A 16,581-nucleotide genomic window follows, 5' to 3' on the forward strand; every position below is an offset into this window, starting at 1 on the left:
GTCTGGTTCGGACAGACAGCACAACCCGTACGAATCAGGAGCCGGCGGATGGATCACAGCGGGCACGGCATGACCATGGATCTGCCGCCGTTCACGCTGGGGCGGGGGCTCGAATGGTCCGCGGACCCGTTCTTCCTCGTCGCCTGCCTGGTGGGGCTCGGCCTGTACGGATGGGGGGTCGTGCGGCTCGCGCGGCGCGGCGACAAGTGGTCGTGGGGCCGGACCTCCGCGTTCGTCATCGGTGTGCTGACCGTGATGCTCGTGATGTGCACGAAGCTGAACGACTACGGCATGGTCATGTTCAGCGTCCACATGGTGCAGCACATGGTGATCAGCATGCTGTCGCCGATCCTGATCCTGCTCGGGGCGCCGATCACGCTGGCGCTGCGCGCTCTGCCGGTCGCGTCGACGCGGGGCAGCAAGGGGCCTCGTGAGCTGCTGCTGATGTTCCTGCACAGCCGGTACATGCGGATCATCACGCACCCGGCGTTCACCATCCCGCTGTTCATCGCGAGCCTGTACGCGCTGTACTTCTCGCCGATCTTCGACTCCCTGATGGGCTCCAAGGCGGGACACGTCGCGATGATGTGCCACTTCCTCGCCGTCGGCCTGGTCTTCTTCTGGCCGATCATGGGCGTCGACCCCGGTCCGCACCGACCCGGCTATCTGATGCGGATGCTGGAGCTGTTCGCGGGCATGCCGTTCCACGCGTTCTTCGGCATCGCGTTGATGATGGCGTCCGAGCCGATGATCAACACGTACAAGAACCCGCCCGCCTCCCTCGGCATCGACGCACTCGCCGACCAGAACGCGGCGGGCGGCATCGCCTGGGCGTTCAGCGAGATCCCCTCCGTCCTCGTGCTGATCGCGCTGCTGTTCCAGTGGTACGGCTCCGAGCAGCGGCAGGCCAAGCGCTCGGACCGGGCCGCGGACCGCGACGGCGACAAGGAACTCGAGGCGTACAACGCCTATCTGGCCTCACTCAACGCACGCGGTCGCTGAATTCCCTTTCGGCCGCCAGGTCATCTTCCGGTCGCTCAATTATCTCTTTTCTATTCGCCTTGCGTGAAAGCCGTCGGCATTCAGTAGCATGGAATGTGAAGCCTCCGCGTCCGGTCCTCCGGTGCGCGGGGTCCACGGGGGAAACCGCAGGGGGAGCGGTCATGACATTTCGTGCGTCCATGCAAAGGGTTGGGATTTCGGCAGCCCGCAGGATCGCTCTACTGCTGGTTTCCGTGCTGATAGTCAGCGGGTGCAGCAAATCCGATCAATTGTTCGTAGTGCGTGCCGTGGCCTCGGGGATTTCGCAGGTCAATCCCTTCTTCAAGGAGGACGGCAAGCTGGGCAAGGACACCCGCGTTCCCGAGGCACGGGCGACCGGCGGGGTGCAGGCCAGCAACAGCCCGGGGCTGTACGGGGGCACGCCCGGAAGCGGGAACGCCACAGGTGGAGACGGTACAGGTGGGGACGGTACGGGTGGGGACACCGAGGGCGGCGCCACCGGTGAGTTCGGCGGGTCCACGAAGCCCGGCACCTGCGTCGTGGCGCAGCTGAAGAAGTTCCTCACCGCTCCTGAGAACTCGGCCAAGGCGCATGAATGGGCGCGAGTGCTGCACATCAACCCGGGCGAAATCTCGGGTTATATCGATCAACTCACACCCGTCGTGTTGCGCCACGACACCCTCGTGACGAATCACGAGTACAAGCACGGCAAGGCCGTCCCCTTCAACGCCTTGTTGCAGGCCGGAATCGCGATTCTGGTCGACCAGCAGGGGCTGCCCGCTGTGAAGTGCTCGTGCGGTAATCCGCTGCGGCCCTTCAAGGGAAACATCAAAGAGACTTCGGTGCAGTTCAAGGACGGAAACAAGAAGTGGTCCGGCTATCACCAGGATCACATCGTGCTCGTCGAGCCGCCGCCCGGGAATCCTGACATCGACCGGCTCCAGCTCGTCGATGTCGAGAACCCCGATGTCGGGATCGCCCGTCGGCTCGGCACCGAGGGTGAGGACGACCAGTCCTTCGACACCCGCACGGAACACGCCGTTCCGACGGTCACCGGGAAGACGTTCGCCGAGGCGAGCCAGGCACTCGCCGACGCGGGGCTCGCCATGACGTACGACGGCGCCTCCCTGCCGCCCGACGACGCCCAGGTCACCGCCTCCGAGCCCGTCGAGGGCAGCACGCTGGAGTGGGGCGCGGCCGTGACGCTGTTCGTGCGGTCCGAGGAGGGCGGCGGCCAGAGCACTCCCCCGGACTCCGGTGGAGTGACCACGGGCCCGGACGACTCGAGCACGGGTCCGGGCGAATCGAGTACGGGTCCCGGCGAATCCAGCACCGGCCCGGACGAGTCCACCACCGGGCCAGGCGAATCCACGACCGGTCCGGGCGAGTCCAGCACGGGTCCCGGCGAATCCAGCACGGGCCCGGACGAGTCCACCACTGGACCTGGCGAATCCAGCACCGGCCCCGACACGACGCCGCCAACGCCGACGCTGACGCCGACGTCCGGCGGGACGGACCTGCCGCCCGCGTCGAGCAGTTCCCCGCCCGTCACCACGACGAGCGCGGCAGCCACCCCCTCGCAGCCCGTGACGAGCGACCCGGCGTCCACGGAGCCGACGGCGAGCACCGCACCGGCCTCCAGCGACCCGGCCTCGGCCGACCCCGGTGTCAGAGACTCCGCGACCGGTGCGGTCTACGCGACCTCTGTGCACCGTACGACCGACTCCGGTGGGCTCACCGAAGGCACGTCCTGATCCGCGTACGAACCAGCGCAGAACCCGGGGAGCAACCGGATGGCACCAGGATCACCGAAGTCGGGAGTGGGCCGGATCATCGCCGGCCGGTATCGGCTGCTGGACCAGGTCGGCTCGGGTGGGATGGGCCATGTGTGGCTCGCCCACGACCAGCGGCTCGACTGCGATGTGGCGCTCAAGGAGATCAGGTTCCGCAACCTGCCGGACGGCGGTGAGGAGCACGAGTCCCGCATCGCGCGCGCCCGTGCCGAGGCGCGGCACGCGGCGGTGCTGCGCGGGCACCCGCATGTGGTCACCGTGCACGACGTCCTGGAACACGAGGGCCTGCCGTGGATCGTGATGGAGTACGTGGCGGGCGCGGAGGATCTGCGCGACTGGCTCGCCCGGCGCGGTCCGCTGGCGCCCGCCGAATGTGCCCGTATGGGCCTCGCGGTCCTTGACGCCCTGACCGCCGGGCATGAGCGCGGCATCATGCACCGGGACGTCAAACCCGCCAACATCCTGCTCGCTCCGGACCGCACGGGCATGCCGGGTGCCCGGATCCTGCTCACCGACTACGGCATCTCCGTCCAGCCGGACTCCCCCGAGACCCGCTGGACCCTGACGTCCATTCTGGTGGGCACGGCCGGATATCTGGCGCCGGAGCGGACCACCGGCGGGCCGGCGACGGCGGCGGCCGATCTGTTCTCGTTGGGCTGCACCCTGTATTTCGGTGTGGAGGGCTTCGGGCCGTTCGACCGCGGCACCGATCTCGCCGCGATCACCGCCGTGGTCCTGGAGGAGGCGCCGCCGCCACGGCGGGCCGGGGCGCTGTGGCCGGTCGTCGAGGCGCTGCTGATCAAGGATCCCGCCCGGCGGATCTCCGCGGAGGACGCGGCGGCGGCGCTGGCCCGGATCATCACGCCCGAGCCGCATCCGCCGACCCAGGTCGACACGGGCTCGCAGCCGCCCTGGGCGAGGCTCGTCACGTCCGACGGGGCTTCGGGCCCGGGCATGGCTCCACCGGACGAACGCTTCGGCGGCCCCGCACAGAACCGGAGCACCGGCAACCCCGCACGGAACCAGAGCACCAGCGGTCCCGCGCAGGACCAAGGCCTCGCCACACCGGCCGCGTACGCGCCGGGTGCCCAGGCACCGGGCTCGTACACCCCCACCGCTCAGGCGCCGGGCCCGTACGCCCCCACCGCCCAGGCACCCGGCGCGTACGCCCCGCGGCCGGGGCAGGAACTCGGCCGGTCGGCGCCGAGCGCCGCACCACAGCCGGGGCCGGGCTTCGGCCCGCCCTGGTACGGAGCGCCGCCCGGCCCGGTCACCGGCCCCTCGGGCCGGCGTCGGCGCAAGCGCCCGCGCGTCCTGCAAGCGCTGGCGGCGGTGCTCCTCGCGCTGGGGCTGACGGCCGGCGGGGTCTGGTACGCGATGGCGCACAAGGTCGTCCTGCCGTACGGGGACACGATCGGGCTCTCCGAACCGCTCCGGAAGGGCGACTGCGTCGTGGGCGACCCGTCCCCCGGCTCCGTGGCGGGTGTCCCGCGTCTGACGCTGGATCCCAGCTGCGGGAACGCCGTTCCCGACGGGCAGGTGATGGCCCTGTACAAGGCCCCCTCGTTCGAGGTCGCCGATCGCCAGGGAGCGGACCGGTGCGAGGAGTTGACGAAGGGGACCGCTGAAAAGCTCGCGTGGAACGTGCGCAGCATGGCGGTCGTGCCCGCCCGCGAGGCCTTCCACGCCACCGGCGGCAACGTCGCGTGCCTGCTGGTCGGAAAGCACGGCCCGATGTACGGCCCGCTCGGAAAACTCCGCCCGTACGGGATGACGTTCAAGGACGCGACCCAGATACAGCGCGGCGACTGCCTCGGCCACGAGGACGGGGACGCGCTCGTCTACACGCACTACCAGCTGGTCGCCTGCGACAAGAACCATGTGGGGCTCGTCATTCAGATCACGCATCTCAAGACCGTCGCGTCCGGCAAGGATGCCGATGCCCAGGCGAACGACCAGTGCGCGGCGGACGCCCCGCCGGAGGATTTCGACCGCAGTTCCGCCGTCTTCTGGAGTCATGGCCTGCGCAGCACAGGACTGTGGGCCAAGGGCTATTACCTGGTGGTCTGCAGTCTGGAACACCGGGACAAAAGCCCGTTGCAGGGGAACGAGTAGACCGCCCGGCCCTGGCGAACCGCCTCCCTCCGGGTGAAAATGGGCCCAAGGCCACGGCCCGCGTCGCGGACCCGCCTGGAGGAGGGTGTTGCGATGCCCGGTACGACGAAGACGATGGGGGTGATCACCGTGGGCGGGCTCGTCATGGTGACGGCCTACACGGTGGCGCTCGGCAGCAACGGCTGGCTGTGGTTCGGCTGGGTCGTACTCGGCCTGATCACGGTGGGGATGGTTGCGTCGCGCAGTACGTAAGGGTGCACAGGGGTCACTCCCGGGGCAGCCGTCCCGCCGAGTGCACGCCCGGCTGGTACTTGGGCAGCCGGGCGGTGATCTTCATTCCCGCGCCCACCGCGGTCTCGATGACGAGGCCGTGGTCGTCCCCGTAGACCTGGCGCAGACGTTCGTCGACGTTGGACAGCCCGATGCCGCCGGAGGGGCTGACCTCTCCGGCCAGGATGCGGCGCAGCCGGTCCGGGTCCATTCCGGCGCCGTTGTCCTCGATGACGACCAGCGCCTCGGCGCCCGCGTCCTGCGCGGTGATGCTGATGTGGCTCTTGTCGGTCTTGCCCTCCAGGCCGTGTTTGACGGCGTTCTCCACGAGGGGCTGGAGGCAGAGGAAGGGCAGCGCGACCGGCAGCACCTCGGGCGCGATCTGCAGCGTGACCGAGAGGCGCTCCCCGAAGCGGGCCCTGACCAGTGCCAAGTAGTGGTCGATGGCGTGGAGTTCGTCGGCGAGCGTGGTGAAGTCGCCGTGCCTGCGGAACGAGTAGCGGGTGAAGTCGGCGAATTCCAGGAGCAGTTCGCGGGCACGCTCGGGGTCGGTGCGGACGAACGAGGCGATCACCGCGAGCGAGTTGAAGATGAAGTGCGGTGATATCTGGGCGCGCAGTGCCTTGATCTCCGCCTCGATCAGACGCGTACGGGACTGGTCGAGGTCGGCGAGTTCCAGCTGGACCGAGACCCAGCGGGCGACCTCGCCCGCCGCCCGTACGAGGACGGCGGACTCGCGGGGCGCACAGGCCACGAGTGCGCCGTGCACCCGTTCATCGACGGTGAGCGGGGCGACGACGGCCCAGCGCAGCGGGCAGTCGGGTTCGTCGCACGTCAGCCGGAAGGCCTCGCCGCGGCCGGTGTCCAGCGGGCCGCCGAGCCGTTCCATGATCTCGGCGCGGTGGTGGGCCCCGACGCCGTCCCAGGCGAGGACCGTCTCCTGGTCGGTGAGGCACAGCGCGTCCGTGCCGAGCAGGGTGCGCAGCCGGCGCGCGGACCGGCCCGCCGTCTCCTCCGTGAGGCCCGCGCGCAGCGGGGGTGCGGCGAGCGAGGCGGTGTGCAGGGTCTGGAAGGTGGCATGCTCGACGGGCGTGCCGAGTCCGCCGAGGCTCTGAGGCCGCGCGGTGCGTCTGCCGAGCCAGAATCCGGCGGCGAGCAGCGGGAGTACGGCGACGCAGAGCCCGGCGAGGAATCCGCTCATGCCTCGGCCCCTTTCGCGTTCACGGCCGCGCGCACCTGACCGTCGGAGAGTTCCTCCGGCAGATGGAACCGGGCCAGGATCGCCGCCGTCCCGGCCGGAACCCGCCCCGAAGTGGCCAGCGACACCAGCACCATCGTCACGAAGCCGAGCGGCACCGACCACAGCGCGGGCCAGGCGAGCAGCGCGTGCAGTGAACCCGAGCCCGGATAGCCCGCCATGGTCGCGCCGACCGCGACCAGCGCCGAGCCGCCCCCGACGACCATCCCGGCGGCCGCGCCCGGCGGGGTCAGCCGCCGCCACCAGATACCCAGCATCAGCAGGGGGCAGAAGGAGGACGCGGACACGGCGAACGCGAGCCCCACCGCGTCGGCGACCGGCAGTCCGCCCACCAGCACGCTCGCCGCCAGCGGCACCGCCATCGCGAGCACGGTGCCGAGCCTGAAGTGCCGTACTCCGCGCGTGGGCAGCACATCCTGGGTGAGCACGCCCGCCACCGCCATGGTCAGCCCGGACGCGGTCGACAGGAACGCCGCGAAGGCACCGCCCGCCACCAGCGCGCCCAGCAGATCCGCGCCGAGCCCGCCGATCATCCGGTCGGGCAACAGGAGTACGGCGGCGTCCGCGTCCCCCGTGAGGCTGAGCTCGGGGGCGTACAGGCGGGCCAACGCGCCATAGAGGGGCGGGAGGAGATAGAAGGCGCCGATCAGGCCGAGCACGGCGACCGTGGTGCGTCGGGCGGCGACTCCGTGCGGGCTGGTGTAGAAGCGGACGACCACGTGCGGCAGTCCCATCGTGCCGAGGAAGGTGGCGAGGATCAGTCCGTACGTGGCGTACAGCGGGCGTTCCTCGCGCCCGGCGGCCAGCGAGGTCGACATGCCGCCGTTGGTGCCGCGGTCGGCCAGCGGGACCGGATCGCCCTTGGTGAAGGTGAGCCGGGTGCCGCGCTCGATGTGGTGGACGCCCGCGGGGAGTTCGACGCGTTCGCCCTCGTAGCGCTGTCCGTCGACGCTGCCCGTGGCGGTGACGCCGAGGGGTCGTGAGAGCTTCAGGTCGAGGCTGTCGTCGACGCGTACGACCCGCTGCTCGCGGAAGGTCGCCGGTTCGTCGAAGGCGTCGCGGGGTGCGCCGTCGGCCTGCCAGGCGAGGACCAGGAACAAGGCCGGGACCAGCAGGGCGGTGAGCTTGAGCCAGTACTGGAAGGCCTGGACGAAGGTGATGCTGCGCATGCCGCCCGCGGCGACGGTGGCGACCACGACGACCGCGACCAGCACTCCGCCGAACCAGTCGGGTGCGTCGGTCAGCACGGCCAACGTCAGCCCCGCGCCCTGTAGTTGGGGCAGCAGATACAGCCAGCCCACGCCGACGACGAAGGCACCGGCCAGGCGGCGCACCGCCTGGGAGCCGAGCCGCGCCTCCGCGAAGTCGGGCAGCGTGTACGCGCCGGAGCGGCGCAGCGGCGCCGCGACGAAGAGGAGCAGTACGAGATAGCCGGCCGTGTAGCCGACCGGGTACCAGAGCATGTCGGGGCCCTGGACCAGCACGAGGCCCGCGATGCCCAGGAAGGAGGCGGCGGAGAGGTATTCGCCGCTGATCGCCGCCGCGTTGAGCCGGGGACCCACGGTGCGCGAGGCGACGTAGAAGTCGGAGGTGGTCCGGGATATGCGCAGGCCGAACGCGCCGACCAGGACGGTCGCCACGACGACCAGGGCGACAGCGGGGACGGAGTAGTTCTGGTTCACGGCTCAGCGGTCCTCGTCCATGGCTCGGCGATCGTCGGGCACGGCTCAGCGGTCCTCGACCAGCCGCACGAAGTCCTTCTCGTTGCGCTCCGCCCGGCGTACGTACCAGCGGGCGAGCAGCACCAGCGGCGGGTACACGCAGAATCCGAGCACGGCCCATTCCAGGCTCGCGCCGTCCGGCATCGCGGCGAAGACGAGGGGCAGCGGGCCGACGAGCAGCACGAGAACGGCGAACACCGCGAGGCCGACGCGGAGTTGACTGCGCATCAGGGAGCGGACGTAGGTGTGGCCGAGTGTGGTCTGTTCGTCGATCTCGGTCCTGGGCCGATAGTAGCCGGACGTTCGCCGGGTGCGCCGGGGCACTCCGGTGACGACCACGCGGCGTTCGGTCGGGTCCTGGGGCATGCCCGTACTCCTCAGCTCGTGGTCCGGCGCAGCAGCAGGTCGCGCAGTTCGCGCGCGTGCCGGCGGCTGACCTGGAGTTCGACGGAGTCGACGAGGACGCTCACCGTGCCCGCGTCCAGGCGGAGTTCGCCGATGTGGCGCAGCGCGACGAGGTGGCGCCGGTGGATGCGGACGAAGCCGCGGGAGCGCCAGCGCTCTTCGAGGGTGGACAGCGGGATGCGGACGAGGTGGCTGCCCTGCGCGGTGTGCAGGCGGGCGTAGTCGCCGTGCGCCTCGACATGGGTGATGTCCTCGACGGCCACGAAGCGGGTGACGCCGCCGAGTTCGACGGAGATGTGGTCGGGGTCGGGCTCGTGCACGGGAATCAGCGGTGCGGTGTCCCTGAGCTGGGCCGCCCGCCGTACGGCCTCGGCGAGCCGTTCCCGCCGTACCGGCTTCAGTACGTAGTCGACGGCCTTGAGGTCGAAGGCCTGCACGGCGAAGCCCTCGTGGGCGGTGACGAACACGACGAGCGGCGGCTGGGCGAACCCGGTGAGCAGCCGGGCGAGGTCGAGGCCGTCGAGGCCGGGCATGTGGATGTCGAGGAAGACGACGTCGATCGCCTCGGGCCCGTCGGGTCCGGATTCCAGGGCGCGGTTGATCCGGCGCAGTGCCTCGGTCGCGTCGCTCGCGCCCTCGGCGCTGCTGACGCGTGGATCGGCGTTCAGCAGATAGAGGAGTTCCTCAAGGGACGGTTGTTCGTCGTCGACGGCGAGCGCGCGCAGCATGAGAGTGGAGTGTAAGAGCGATTCGTACGACTGGACATCTGCGGGACGTGGACGTTGTCGGCGCCGGCGTGGACGTTGTCGCTGGATGGCGTGCACGTTGTCGCTGGATACAGTGCCGCCATGAACAGCAAGCCCGCGGGGTTCGACGAGCTCGACCGCAAGATCATCACGGCCCTGATGGCGAACGCGAGGACCAGCTTCGCGGAGATCGGCACGGAGATCGGGCTGTCCGCGACCGCGGTCAAGCGCCGCGTGGACCGGCTGCGCGAGACCGGCGTGATCACCGGTTTCACGGCCACGGTGAAGCCCACCGCACTCGGCTGGCGTACGGAGGCGTACGTCGAGGTGTACTGCGAGGGCGCGGCCCCGCCCCGGCGGCTCGCGGAGGTCGTGCGCAACCATCCGGAGATCACCGCGGCGATGACCGTGACCGGGGGCGCGGACGCGCTGCTCCATGTGCGGGCCACGGACGTGGAGCACTTCGAGGAAGTCCTGGAGCGCATCCGCGCCGAGCCCTTCATCCGGAAGACCATCAGCTACATGGTGCTGTCCCACCTGCTGCCGGAGGCCCCGGAGGCCGGCGCGACCCACGCCGCCCCCGAGGACGCAGCAAACGTGCGCTGACCTGCCACGAGACGCAGCAATGCTGCGCACATGCGCAGCTCTCGTCGCTTGTCGCCCGTATCCCCCGTTTCCTACCGTGGAGGTACCCCCAGCCGACACCGCAGGAAAGCGGAGGGACCCCTCTGTGCCCGACAGCCGTGTGCCGCGCCCCCGGCGCTTCCTCGTCTGCGAACCCAGACACTTCGCCGTGCAGTACGCGATCAATCCCTGGATGCATCCCGACACACCCGTGGACGTCGATCTCGCCCGAGGTCAGTGGGAGGCGCTGATCCGCGCCTACCGCGCCCACGGCCACACCGTCGACTCCGTCGAGCCGGTCGCCGGCCTCCCGGACATGGTGTTCGCGGCGAACTCCGCGCTCGTCCTGGCGGGCCGCGTCTTCGGCTCGCTCTTCCACGCGCCGCAGCGCCGCCCCGAGTCCACCGCGTACGAGACCTGGTTCAAGGCGGCCGGTTTCGACGTCTACCGCCCCGAGTCGGTGTGCGAGGGCGAGGGTGATCTGGTCCCGGCGGGCCGGTACGTCCTGGCGGGCACCGGATTCCGTACGACCCCCGAGGCCCATCGCGAGGTGCAGGAGTTCTTCGGAGTCCCGGTGATCGGCCTCCAGCTGGTGGACCCGCGCTTCTACCACCTGGACACGGCGCTCTTCGTCCTCGACGACGGGCACGAAGCCAACATCGTGTACTACCCGGAGGCCTTCTCCCCCGGCAGCCGCGAGGTGCTCGCCCGTCTGTTCCCGGACGCGGTTCTCGCGACCCGCGAGGACGCGATGGCCTTCGGCCTCAACTCCGTCTCCGACGGCCGCCACGTCTTCATCGCGCCGGGGGCGACGGCCCTCGCCGACCAGCTCGCGCGCCGCGGTTACGTCCCCGTCCCCGTCGACCTCTCGGAGTTCCAGAAGGCCGGCGGCGGCATCAAGTGCTGCACTCAGGAGATCCGTTCATGACGGCACCCACTCGTATTCCTGCCCGTACGCGCACCTCCGCCGACCTGATCCGCGCCGAGGCGCCCGTCCTCGCGCACAACTACCACCCGCTGCCGGTGGTCGCCGCCCGCGCCGAGGGCACCTGGGTCGAGGACGTCGAGGGCCGCCGCTATCTCGACATGCTGGCGGGCTACTCGGCCCTCAACTTCGGCCACCGCAACCCCGAGCTGATCGAAGCGGCGCACCGCCAGCTCGACCGCCTGACACTCACCTCGCGCGCCTTCCACAACGACCAGCTGGCCCAATTCGCCGAGTCCCTCGCGGAGTTGACGGGTCTCGACATGGTCCTGCCCATGAACACGGGTGCGGAGGCGGTGGAGAGCGCCATCAAGGTGGCCCGCAAATGGGCGTACGAGGTGAAGGGCGTCGCTCCCGACCAGGCGACGATCATCGTGGCCGCCGACAACTTCCACGGCCGTACGACGACCATCGTCAGCTTCTCCACGGACGAGACGGCCCGGGCGGGCTTCGGCCCCTTCACGCCCGGCTTCCGTGTCGTTCCGTACAACGACCTCGCCGCGCTCGAAGCCGCCGTCGACGAGACGACCGCGGCCGTGCTGATCGAGCCCATCCAGGGCGAGGCGGGCGTGGTCATCCCCGACGACGGCTACCTCACCGGCGTACGCGAACTGACCCGCCGTACCGGATGCCTGTTCATCGCGGACGAGATCCAGTCGGGCCTCGGCCGCACGGGCACCACCCTCGCCGTCGAGCACGAGGGCGTCGTCCCTGACCTGCTCCTCCTCGGCAAGGCGCTCGGCGGCGGCATCGTGCCGGTGTCGGCGGTGGTCGGCCGCCGGGATGTACTCGGAGTGCTGCGCCCCGGGGAGCACGGTTCGACGTTCGGCGGCAATCCGCTCGCCGCGGCGGTCGGTTCCGCCGTCGTCGGGCTGCTGGAGACCGGTGAATTCCAGCGCAGGGCCGCCGAGTTGGGCGTCGTCCTGCGGGGCGGCCTCGCGGCACTCGTGGGCAAGGGCGTCGAGGGCTTCCGCTCACGCGGCCTCTGGGCGGGCGTCGACATCGACCCCGCCATCGGCACGGGCCGCGAGATCAGCGAGGGCCTCATGCGCGAGGGCGTCCTCGTCAAGGACACCCACGGTTCGACCATCCGGCTGGCCCCGCCGCTGACCATCACGGGCGAGGAACTCCAGTCCGCCCTCGGAGCGCTGGAGAAGGTTCTGACGCACGGGGTCTGACACACCGAAGAGAGTTGCTTCCACACCGCAGCAGGCGGCCATCGGCCGCCTGCTGCGGTGTACCCGCTTTCCGGTCTTCTGGTTTCTGGTCTCCGACATCGAACGCAGCCGGCCTGTGGCCCGTCAGGCACGGTTACGCGCGACCGCACGACCACCTAAACTGACGAACCGCGATTGCCCGGTGACCTGCTGGAACACGGCGGTTGAGCCGATCCGTCCGAGCGAGGAGCGACTCCATGTTCTACTACGTGCTCAAATACGTCCTTCTCGGACCGCTATTGAGGCTGGTCTTCCGGCCTCGGATCGAGGGGCTGGAGCACATACCGTCGTCGGGCGCGGCCATCGTCGCCGGGAACCATCTGTCGTTCTCCGACCATTTCCTGATGCCGGCGATCCTCAAACGGCGGATCACCTTCCTCGCGAAGGCCGAGTACTTCACGGGACCGGGTATCAAGGGCCGGCTGACGGCCACCTTCTTCCGCAGCGCGGGACAGATCCCGGTGGACCGATCCGGCAAGGACGCGGGCCAGGCCGCGATCCGCGAGGGGCTCGGGGTGCTGCGCAAGAACGAGTTGCTCGGCATCTACCCGGAGGGCACCCGCTCGCACGACGGCCGGCTCTACAAGGGCAAGGTCGGCGTCGCCGTGATGGCCCTCAAGGCCCAGGTCCCGGTCATCCCCTGCGCGATGATCGGCACCTTCGAGGCCCAGCCGCCGGGCAAGGTCATCCCGAACATCCACCCCGTCGTCATCCGCTTCGGCAAGCCCCTCGACTTCTCCCGCTACGCCGGGATGGAGAACGAGAAGGCCATCCTGCGGGCGATCACCGATGAGATCATGTACGCCATCCTCACCCTCTCCGAGCAGGAGTACGTCGACCGGTACGCGGCCGTCGTCAAGGCCGAGGAGGCCGCCGAGAGCGCGGCGAACGCCCGTAAGTTCCCGCGGATGCCGCTGAGTTGACCCAGTCGACGAATAGGGACGAGTGAGGGGCGGCCGGAGAACCCGGCCGCCCCTCTCACGCGCAGGAATCACCCACGGGAGACTACGGCTTCGGCGTGGCGTGCGGGGTGCACGTCACATCGGCCGCGTCCGTCGTGCCGGTGAGCAGGTAGGTGTCCACCCGCTCGTTGATGCACGGGTTGACCAGGCCGGTCACGCCGTGCGAGCCCGCGTCCTGCTCGGTGATCAGGCGGGAGCCCTTGAAGCGCTTGTGCAGTTCGACGGCGCCCGGGTACGGGGTCGCGGCGTCCCGCGTGGACTGCACGATGAGCACGGCCGGCAGGCCCTTGTGGGTCTTCACGTTCACGGGGGTCTGCTGCTTGGCCGGCCAGGTGGCACACGGCAGGTTCATCCACGCGTTGGCCCACGTCATGAACGGGTAGTCCTTGTTGAGCCGCGTGTTGTCCCGGTCCCACTTCTTCCAGCTGGTGGGCCACTGGGCGTCGGCGCACTCGACGGCCGTGTAGACGGCGTTGCCGTTCTCCGAGGCGATATTGCCCGCGGTGTCCGACAGGTCGGGGGAGGCCGCATCGACGAGCGCCTGGGTGTCACCGGCGACGTACTTGCTGAACACCGTGGCGACCGGCACCCACGAGGAGTCGTAGTACGGGGCGCTCTGGAAGAAGGAGATGAGTTCGGCCGGGCCGACGACGCCGCCGAGCGGGTTCGCCTTGGCGGTGGCGCGCAGCTTCAGCCACTGGTCCTGCACCTTGGCGCGGGTGTCGCCGAGGTGGAAGGCCGCGTCGTTCTTGGCGACCCAGTCCTCCCAGTCCTTCCAGCGGCCCTCGAAGGCGATGTCCTGCTCCAGGTTGGCCTGGTACCAGATGTTCTCGCGCGACGGGTCGACGACGCTGTCGACGACCATGCGGCGGACGTGCCCCGGGAAGAGCGTGCCGTAGACGGCGCCGAGGTACGTGCCGTACGAGACACCCAGGTAGTTCAGCTTCTTCTCGCCGAGGGCGGCGCGGATGACGTCGAGGTCGCGCGCGGTGTTCGGCGTGGTCATCTGCGGCAGCATGTCGCCGCTGCGCTCGGCGCAGCCGTCCGCGTACTCGGCGGCCAGCTTGCGCTGGGCCTGCTTGTCCGCCTCCGTGTCCGGAACCGGGTCGGCCTTGGGCGCCTTCACGAACTCCTGAGGGTCAATGCAGGAGATGGGCGCCGAGTGGCCGACACCGCGCGGGTCGAAGCCCACGAAGTCGTACGCCTTGGCGGCGTTGGCCCAGACGGGGTTCTTGGTGGTCACACGGCGCGGGAAGCGCATGCCCGAGGCACCGGGTCCGCCCGGGTTGTAGACGAGGGCGCCCTGGCGCTCGTCCGCGGTGCCCGTGTTCCCGATGCGGTCCACGGCCAGCTTGATCTGCTTGCCGTTCGGGTGGGCGTAGTCGAGCGGGACGCTGACATAGCCGCACTGGATCGGCTTCTCGAAGCCCCAGTCCGCGGGACAGTCCTGCCAGTCGATCCCGGCCTTGGCGGCCCGTTCCGCGGCGATCGCCGCCCCGCGCTGCTCGCGGTCCTGACCGTGGCGCGAGTCGGCGGTGGCCGACGGGGCCGCCACGGCTCCGGCTATCAGGGTCGCCGTGACGAGCGCTCCGGCCGAACCCAGCACTGTCACCCGTCTTGTCGGTCTCTTGGACCTCAAGTGGGACCTCCCCGTACATCGTTGCGATTGGTACGGCGATCCTTTCGGCTGTGAGGTCCCTGAGAACAGACGTAAACAGCTTTTCTTTACCAATCCGATAACCGGTGCACGGCGTCCCGTTGAGCGGAGACGTTTCCCTCAGCCGAGCACCCGCAGCGCCTCGTCCAACACGCGCCGCAGCCGCAGCGCGTCGGGCGCGAGCGAGGTCACGAGCACGGCGGGCCCGGCGAGCGGGGTGAGAGCGGCGTACTCCCCCAGCAGTCGCGCCTTCGGCGGCTCCTTCTCGAACTCCGGTCGTACGACGACGAGTTGCCCCAGAGCGCGATGCCCCGCGAGGACGGCGGGCCCGTCCCAGCCGCCGGGCGCACCGGGTCCGCATGCCAACTCCTGGTCCAGCAGCGGCCGACCGCCGAGCCGCACGGTAAGACGGCTGGTGAGCCGCCCGGGTTCCTCACCGGCCCGCCCGAGTACCTGCTCCTCCCGGAAGACGAGCCGAGCGCCCGCCGCCAGCTCGACGCGCGAGGAGACGTACAGCTCACTGCCACCCGCGGAGATCAACTGCTCGGGCAGCCAGCACAGTTCGCCCCCTTCGGCGACGTCGAGACGCACGTCGTAGCGCGCCTCCCCCTTGGCCTGCCCCGGCAGCGCGATGGTCGCGGCGGCCGACCCGACATGCAGTCGCGCGCCCTCGCCCACCTCCGCCTCGACGGTGAAGTGATCCCCGCCGAGCGGACCGCTCATCGCGCCGACCAGCATGACGCGCGCCTCGGAGCCACTGGCCCGCGTACGGCGCAGGGCGAGCGGCCCCTGCCCGTCCAGCACGGGCAGCGAGGTCCCGCCCCGTCCGTCGTCCCGGGCCGAGATCCGCGCGGTGGCCCGTACTCCCGCTGTCGTCATGCCGTCCACGCGGCGAGCTGCCCGCGCACCCACATCGCGACATCCGTGACTCCGCCCTCGGCCCGGAGCGACTGGAAGACGACGGGTAGCTCGGCCCGCTGCGCCTTGGCGTCCGCCGCCATACGCCCGAGGTCGGACCCGACGTACGGCGCGAGGTCGGTCTTGTTGACGACGAGCAGATCGGCGGTGGTGACACCGGGTCCGCCCTTGCGCGGAATGTCGTCCCCGCCGGCCACGTCAATGACGAAGATCTGCGCGTCGACCAGCCCCTTGGAGAAGGTCGCGGTGAGATTGTCTCCCCCGGACTCGACGAGGATCAGATCGAGCGGCCCGATCTCGTCCTCCAGGTCCTCCACCGCTTCGAGGTTGGCGGAGATGTCGTCCCGGATGGCGGTGTGCGGGCAGGCCCCCGTCTCGACGGCGGTGATCCGCTCGGGCGGCAGCACGGCCTCCCGCAGCAGGAACTCCGCGTCCTCACGCGTATAGATGTCATTCGTGACCACGGCGAGCGACAACTCGTCCCGCAGCGCCTTGCACAGCGCGGCGACGGTGGCCGTCTTGCCGGAACCGACGGGACCGCCGAGCCCTATGCGCAGCGCACGGCGCGAGCCGTCCGGACGGTGGGCATCGGCACTGATGGCGGAGGGCCCGTCGTGAGAGTGATCGTGATCGAGGTGCATGATTGCGGCTCCATTTCGCGGCCGAGGGCGGCATCCTGCGGCTTCGGCGGACCTTCAGCTCCGGCCGGGGCTTGGTCATTCGGCTCCCGGCCGGGGCTTGGTCTCTTCAGCCCGGTCGGGGCTTGGTCATTCGGCTCCCGGCCGGGGCTTGGTCTCTTCAGCTCCGGCCGGGACTTGGTCTCTTCAGCTCCGGTCGAGGCTTGGTCTCTTCAGCTCCGGCCGGGACTTGGTCTCTTCAGCCCGGTCGGGGCTTGGTCTTTCAGCCCG

General features: G+C 70.1%; 15 protein-coding genes. 8 read left to right on the plus strand and 7 right to left on the minus strand.

Annotated features, from left to right (window positions below; translation table 11 throughout):
* Positions 1 to 48: 48 nt before the first annotated feature.
* The 4 genes from OG975_RS07040 to OG975_RS07055 all read left to right on the plus strand — a co-directional run bounded on the left by OG975_RS07040 (position 49) and on the right by OG975_RS07055 (position 5,162).
* Positions 49 to 1,002 (plus strand): cytochrome c oxidase assembly protein, encoded by a 954-nt coding sequence (locus OG975_RS07040; RefSeq protein WP_406328209.1) that lies wholly within the window; start codon positions 49 to 51, stop codon positions 1,000 to 1,002.
* 278 nt (positions 1,003 to 1,280) lie between these two features.
* On the plus strand, positions 1,281 to 2,756 hold the full coding sequence (locus OG975_RS07045) for a DUF6777 domain-containing protein (RefSeq protein WP_406328210.1): 1,476 nt from the start codon (positions 1,281 to 1,283) through the stop codon (positions 2,754 to 2,756).
* Between the two features lie 39 nt (positions 2,757 to 2,795).
* The gene (locus tag OG975_RS07050) at positions 2,796 to 4,910 is read left to right on the plus strand and encodes a protein kinase domain-containing protein (protein WP_406328211.1); all 2,115 of its coding nucleotides are present in this window, start codon (positions 2,796 to 2,798) and stop codon (positions 4,908 to 4,910) included.
* A gap of 93 nt (positions 4,911 to 5,003) precedes the next feature.
* Positions 5,004 to 5,162 (plus strand): hypothetical protein, encoded by a 159-nt coding sequence (locus tag OG975_RS07055; RefSeq protein ID WP_406328213.1) that lies wholly within the window; start codon positions 5,004 to 5,006, stop codon positions 5,160 to 5,162.
* A 13-nt stretch (positions 5,163 to 5,175) separates the two neighbouring features.
* On the opposite strand, the gene OG975_RS07060 is transcribed toward OG975_RS07055, so the two are convergent.
* The 4 genes from OG975_RS07060 to OG975_RS07075 are packed head-to-tail and all read right to left on the minus strand — an operon-like array spanning position 5,176 to position 9,292.
* Positions 5,176 to 6,381, minus strand: a complete 1,206-nt coding sequence (locus tag OG975_RS07060; RefSeq protein WP_406328214.1) for a sensor histidine kinase — start codon at positions 6,379 to 6,381, stop codon at positions 5,176 to 5,178.
* Entirely contained in the window at positions 6,378 to 8,120 is a 1,743-nt protein-coding gene (locus OG975_RS07065; protein ID WP_406328215.1) for a cation acetate symporter, read from the minus strand. The genes OG975_RS07060 and OG975_RS07065 overlap by 4 nt, the downstream gene beginning before the upstream one ends.
* Before the next feature lie 45 nt (positions 8,121 to 8,165).
* Positions 8,166 to 8,525: a hypothetical protein gene (locus OG975_RS07070; RefSeq protein ID WP_406328216.1), complete on the minus strand. Its 360-nt coding sequence runs from the start codon at positions 8,523 to 8,525 to the stop codon at positions 8,166 to 8,168.
* A gap of 11 nt (positions 8,526 to 8,536) precedes the next feature.
* Complete coding sequence (locus OG975_RS07075; protein WP_406328218.1) at positions 8,537 to 9,292, minus strand: LytR/AlgR family response regulator transcription factor; 756 nt, start codon at positions 9,290 to 9,292, stop codon at positions 8,537 to 8,539.
* Positions 9,293 to 9,412: 120 nt separating this feature from the next.
* Here OG975_RS07075 and OG975_RS07080 point away from each other — a divergent pair, with 120 nt between their 5' ends.
* The 4 genes from OG975_RS07080 to OG975_RS07095 all read left to right on the plus strand — a co-directional run bounded on the left by OG975_RS07080 (position 9,413) and on the right by OG975_RS07095 (position 13,059).
* The gene (locus tag OG975_RS07080; RefSeq protein ID WP_327426996.1) at positions 9,413 to 9,916 is read left to right on the plus strand and encodes an Lrp/AsnC family transcriptional regulator; all 504 of its coding nucleotides are present in this window, start codon (positions 9,413 to 9,415) and stop codon (positions 9,914 to 9,916) included.
* 124 nt (positions 9,917 to 10,040) lie between these two features.
* Positions 10,041 to 10,862, plus strand: coding sequence for a dimethylargininase (ddaH, locus tag OG975_RS07085; RefSeq protein ID WP_406328219.1), 822 nt, complete (start codon positions 10,041 to 10,043; stop codon positions 10,860 to 10,862).
* A complete protein-coding gene (gene rocD, locus OG975_RS07090) occupies positions 10,859 to 12,097 on the plus strand; it encodes an ornithine--oxo-acid transaminase (RefSeq protein ID WP_406328220.1) in 1,239 nt (412 codons plus the stop codon). The genes ddaH and rocD overlap by 4 nt, the downstream gene beginning before the upstream one ends.
* A 236-nt stretch (positions 12,098 to 12,333) precedes the next feature.
* Positions 12,334 to 13,059 carry a lysophospholipid acyltransferase family protein gene (locus OG975_RS07095; protein ID WP_406328222.1) on the plus strand — a complete coding sequence of 242 codons (726 nt, stop codon included), beginning with the start codon at positions 12,334 to 12,336 and terminating at the stop codon, positions 13,057 to 13,059.
* A gap of 82 nt (positions 13,060 to 13,141) precedes the next feature.
* On the opposite strand, the gene OG975_RS07100 is transcribed toward OG975_RS07095, so the two are convergent.
* The 3 genes from OG975_RS07100 to ureG all read right to left on the minus strand — a co-directional run bounded on the left by OG975_RS07100 (position 13,142) and on the right by ureG (position 16,314).
* Positions 13,142 to 14,737 carry an alpha/beta hydrolase gene (locus OG975_RS07100; RefSeq protein ID WP_406328223.1) on the minus strand — a complete coding sequence of 532 codons (1,596 nt, stop codon included), beginning with the start codon at positions 14,735 to 14,737 and terminating at the stop codon, positions 13,142 to 13,144.
* A gap of 138 nt (positions 14,738 to 14,875) precedes the next feature.
* On the minus strand, positions 14,876 to 15,634 hold the full coding sequence (locus OG975_RS07105) for an urease accessory protein UreD (protein ID WP_406328225.1): 759 nt from the start codon (positions 15,632 to 15,634) through the stop codon (positions 14,876 to 14,878).
* Positions 15,631 to 16,314, minus strand: a complete 684-nt coding sequence (gene ureG / locus OG975_RS07110; protein ID WP_327427005.1) for an urease accessory protein UreG — start codon at positions 16,312 to 16,314, stop codon at positions 15,631 to 15,633. Before ureG ends, OG975_RS07105 begins: the two co-directional genes overlap by 4 nt.
* Positions 16,315 to 16,581: the final 267 nt, after the last annotated feature.

Origin of the sequence: Streptomyces sp. NBC_00203 (genome assembly GCF_045206325.1) — a bacterium.
GTDB classification, from domain to species: Bacteria; Actinomycetota; Actinomycetes; order Streptomycetales; family Streptomycetaceae; genus Streptomyces; species Streptomyces lutosisoli.